The organism is Okeania hirsuta (genome assembly GCF_003838195.1).
GTDB classification, from domain to species: Bacteria; Cyanobacteriota; Cyanobacteriia; order Cyanobacteriales; family Microcoleaceae; genus Okeania; species Okeania hirsuta.
On sequence record NZ_RCBY01000374.1, the window covers coordinates 1 to 4,780 of the forward strand.

Genomic DNA, 4,780 nt, shown 5'->3' on the forward strand with positions numbered 1-4,780 from the left:
CGCTCAAAAGTCTTATGGGTGAGGGTAGGAGACAGGAGACAGGAGACAGGAGACAACCCACCCCTCGCCCCTCCCCCTCCCAGGAGCGGAGAAATGGGAACGAGCGAGGAGGTAGGAGCGGGCGTTTTGTCCCAAGATTGTTCTGCTCAACTCTTGACCAAAATCCTGAATTTTTGAACCATTACCACCTAAAACCTCGCACCCCCTCCAGACCTAAAATTGCTCAAACTAATACCAGTCAATACTTTGATATTTAATCAGCAAACCCTACTTAATATCATTTCTTAAAAAGAATTCTATAGTTATGCAAGACTTCAATGATTAAGTAATTATTAGGATTCAATAACGTGAATAGCGATTATTAGGTAGTAAGTATATATTATTCTTATGTTTGCTACTCCCCTACTCCCTCACTCCCCTACTCGTTTAGTGCTTATAGGGAATAGGGATTTCTCACAGAATCCAAATAATATAAATTGAATTGTTTGAGAATAAATACTTATAAAATTACCTTAGTAGATTATTGTCTTTTAAGTTTAAGATTACTCTCTTACTCCTTTCAAAGTCTTTAAAATTAAGGTTTTCCAGGTTAATATTAAATTTTTCTAATAAAATAAAGTTATGAATAACCGTAACAAGGGTTGCTTTTTTTCGAGAATAGTATTAATCTATAAATTAATGAAGCAATAAACCTAGTTTGAACTCAGAGGTTAGCATTAGTAATAGATCAGCGGTTTCAAATTAGAGAAATTTAATTTAGGAGAATGACTTATGAGATTGGGCTACAGTTAAAGATAAAAATGAAAGCTGTAGATAATCTAACAAATTTAGTAAATAAAGCTAACTCTAACTCTACAACAAAACCTCCACAATAAATAGCAAAATTCTACCGAGAAAAACTTGAAATACTCGTAACCTTAAGTAAAAAAAAGGAAATCAATTATGTCAAGTCTACTGAAAACAGTTAAGCAGATTAATGTATTAGCTTTAATATTTAATTTGAGTTCGGTATCAGTAAACTCGAGGGTGAATCCAGTACAAAAGTCTATTGCTAAGACAATTATTAAAAGCGGGACCAGACTTTATGAAAATGGTAAAGCAACTTTAGCTGAAATTGGAGAAATAGTTAATACTTTAGTAGTTGAAGTAAAGACAGAAAAAATCACAGCAGCGCAAATGGTAAAAGTTTCTGTTAAAGACTAATATAAATAAAAAGCATATTGTTGGTAAATTCTGTTGGCAACAGGGGATGTTATCCCCTGTTTTTTTTGTGTTAATGATTTTGAGTAATTTGGTAAGAAACAATTTCCATCTTAGCTTTTTGAATCAATTAGAGATACTATAGCACTACGTAAATAGGTTAGGACATTTATAAATGCTCAAACTCAGTCAGATATTACTTTTAACTTTTAACTTTTGACTTTTGAGTTGCGCGTAGCGCTATATATTCTTACTCAGATGACACATTGAGTAAATTACGATAGACTGTAAAAGATTAAATTACCAAAGTTTTTATTATTATACTTACTATCTATGCCAAGAAAAACTAAAAAAACAGCAACTTCTAATTCTCTACCTCAAGAAAATGCTTTATCCTTCTCTTCCATTCACGCTAGGATTGATTTTCTCAACGAAAAGCATAAAAAACTTCTGAGCAAAATCAAACGTAAAAAAACTGAGTTGTCTAACCTGACTCAACAAATGCAAACACTCACTCAAGAAGTGCGTCAAAAAAGTAGACCATTGTATGACAAAATTAATAGTCTAGATCAAAAAATTCATGGGCTATTTGATAAAATTTTAAGTAATAAACTTTTAGGAAAACGTCAAAAGCAAGAAGTTATAGATATTTATCGAATCTTACAATTGACAGGTAAAATTTCTCCTCGCCCAGAATATTTTTCTCGGTCATCATCGACAAATTTTCAAGATGAAGATAGAGATGATTATGAACAGACAACGGAGAAAGATTTTTTTGGAGAAAATCATCATTACGATGAAAATGAAGATATTTGTCAACCACGTCCTAGTAGAGACCTGAGAAAAATATTCTTAAAATTAGCCGATAAATTTCACCCAGATAAAGCTAGGGATAATGAAACTCGTGTTTTCTATACTGAAATCATGAAAGAAATTAATATTGCTTATCAAAGTGGTGATCTAGCTCGGTTACTAGAGATTGAAAGAGATAAAAATCAAGAAAAAGTTAAGTTTTCCCAAAATGATAGTGAAAAAGAATGCGAACAATTAGAGAAAGAAATTGAACTATTATCTCAACAATATGAACAAGTTAAATCAGAGTTACGAGAAGTGAAAAAGACTCCTCAAGGAAATATGGTAAAACAGTATCGCAAAGCAAAGCGAAAAGGAGAAAATTTGATGGAAAATTTGGTTGCAGAAGCAGAAGTTGATCTAAATTCTTTGCAAGTATTGCATAATTTTGTTAAAGATTTTAAAGACCGGAAAATTACACTAAAAGAGTTTGTTAGAGGTCCTAATTCTGTAAATAGAGATGATATGGAAGATCTGATTAATGAAATGTTTGAAAAAATGTTTGTAGTGGTAAATGTATAAATTAACTTAATCGGTATTGTGATTGTATTTAAGAAGGAAGAAGGAAGAAAAAAGAAGGAAGAACCGAAGAAATTAAGGAAAGGAAAAGTGGATGGAGTCAAACCCCAACAAGCTTGTAGAAACTATAGGTGAAGTGGGTAGGAATGAAACTTATAAACGAAAAGATAAGTAATTAAAACGATTTTAAAATGACAGAATCTATTTCTTGGCAGGAACGCTATCTCAATTTAATTGACCACATTTTGGAAATTACTCTCAAAGGTCAAATTCGTTCTAAGGAACAAGTATATCAAATGCTGGTAAAAGAAATTAGTAGTGGTACGGGCGAAATTTTTGAACGTTGTTTTGATGAACGTCTGCAAACTGTCCAAAACCAAGTAGATACAGAAACTGATGAGTTAAAACAAGCAAAAGCTAATCGTCGTTTGCGAGCATTAAAAACTATTCAGGGAGAATGGGAGCGGTGGGAAAAACTAAATCAGACTCAAGAAGCGATCGCTTCGTCTGTACAAGAAATTATTAATGCTGAGTCTAGCGATCGCCTGACTACTTTATTCAATGCTATTGACCCTAACCAAAAACAACCTCTAACTCTCAATCAACTACAAAAACTGGCCCAAAATTTAGACGGACAAAAACTCCAAACTGCTGACCCTGATTTAGAAAAAGACTTGCAACAGTTTGCGACTGGTATTACTAAAGGTTTAGATGCTTGGCAACGACTGCAACCTTATTTGGTAAGTTGGATTTATGACCAAAGTAGGGGTCAATTAGGATTTGGTGGTACTCCCGAACAACGAGGACCGTGGATATTATGGGCAAAACAGGTAAATAGTTCTTTTCCAGAAGGTTTATTCAATACTATTGCTTTGGAAAAGTCGATTGTAGAATTTGCGAGTAAGGCGAGTATTGAAGCTAGTAATTTAGTTGAATTGGTATTAATTTTACAATGTTTACAAAGAGGATTAGTAGAATGGTTTGATAAGTTAATTTATGATGCTAAAGTAGGGGCAAAATTATCTATTTCTACTTTTTTAACTTTTGCTACTATTTGGTGTCAGTTAGCTAATGGTTTTCAAGCTAGACCTCGTTTAACTAATTCTTGTTTTCAGGTGGCATTGCAAATTTTTCGTGCCTTTTCTCAACAGGAATATTTTCCGCTCTATGGTGGGATTTTTGCTTCTTTTTCTGGAGAATATTTACAGAATGCTTTGAGTTATTTAGATGCTCCTTTGCAAATAGTTAAAGGTACTCAAGCTAAGGCAAGAATTTTAACTTTATTGGGTTATTCTCAGCAAACTTTGGGGGAAAATTTAAAGGCAATGGAATTTCATAAAAAAGCTTTAGAAATTGCCCAAGAAACGGAGGATAAATTCTGTGAAATTGCTAATCTTAATCATTTGAGTCGGACCTGTGTAGCGATGCAGGATTATAGTGAGGCAATTAATTATAGTCAAAGGGCGTTGATGTTTTCTCGACAAATAGGGGATAAAAAAGGGGAAGCTAATGCTTTGGCTAATTTAGGTTTTAGTGAAGTTTTCCAAGCTAGACAACAAGAAATGATGGAGACTGAGATTTATGAAAATGCGATTAATTATCTACAACAGGGTTTAAAGTTATCGGAAAGTTTGGGAGATGGTCAGAGTAAGTCTCTTTGTTTTAGTAGTTTGGGAATTGCATTTATGGTGTTAGAAAAACCCGAAGATGCACTGTTATATTTGGCGGGTGGTTGGCAAGCTGCTCAATATTCTGGGGATTTGTATTTGCAAGGTTTGAATTTGGCTTATCTTGCTCAAGCTTACTATAGTTTACAAAATTTGGAGCAAGCTATTTTTGCTGGTAGTTTGGGTATGTATTTGTTAGAGCAAATTGGTGCTAATGAATGGCGAAAAACTGCTGGGTTGATGGTTGTTTTGAAGGGGCAATTGGGAGAAGATTTTAATGAAATTTTAAATCGGAAACGGTCAGAAATTTTGCCAGTTATTGGGGTGGATGGTTATGATTATATCTCTGAACTTTTGGTGAAATATCAACAGTCTCTTTAGAGGCTGTTTGTCAATAATTAATAATTAATAATGAATAATTAATAATTACCTCAAATCCGTTTAATTGGACATAAAAAAAATCTTCAATCGCCATAACTACGTTTATCTTTGTAATTCTTTCTCCTCCTGACTCCTGACTTCCCCTCCCCTCCTGGGAGGGG

General features: G+C 33.6%; 4 protein-coding genes. All 4 read left to right on the top strand.

Going from position 1 to position 4,780, the window contains the following annotated elements:
• Positions 1-257: hypothetical protein (locus D5R40_RS36510; protein ID WP_161565121.1), on the top strand; the 257-nt coding region annotated here is incomplete at its 5' end.
• A gap of 685 nt (positions 258-942) precedes the next feature.
• Complete coding sequence (locus D5R40_RS30375) at positions 943-1,203, top strand: DUF5132 domain-containing protein (protein WP_124144737.1); 261 nt, start codon at positions 943-945, stop codon at positions 1,201-1,203.
• A 330-nt stretch (positions 1,204-1,533) separates the two neighbouring features.
• Positions 1,534-2,574 (top strand): J domain-containing protein, encoded by a 1,041-nt coding sequence (locus tag D5R40_RS30380; protein WP_124144736.1) that lies wholly within the window; start codon positions 1,534-1,536, stop codon positions 2,572-2,574.
• 188 nt (positions 2,575-2,762) lie between these two features.
• Positions 2,763-4,619 carry a tetratricopeptide repeat protein gene (locus D5R40_RS30385; RefSeq protein ID WP_124144735.1) on the top strand — a complete coding sequence of 619 codons (1,857 nt, stop codon included), beginning with the start codon at positions 2,763-2,765 and terminating at the stop codon, positions 4,617-4,619.
• The last annotated feature ends 161 nt before the right edge of the window (positions 4,620-4,780 follow it).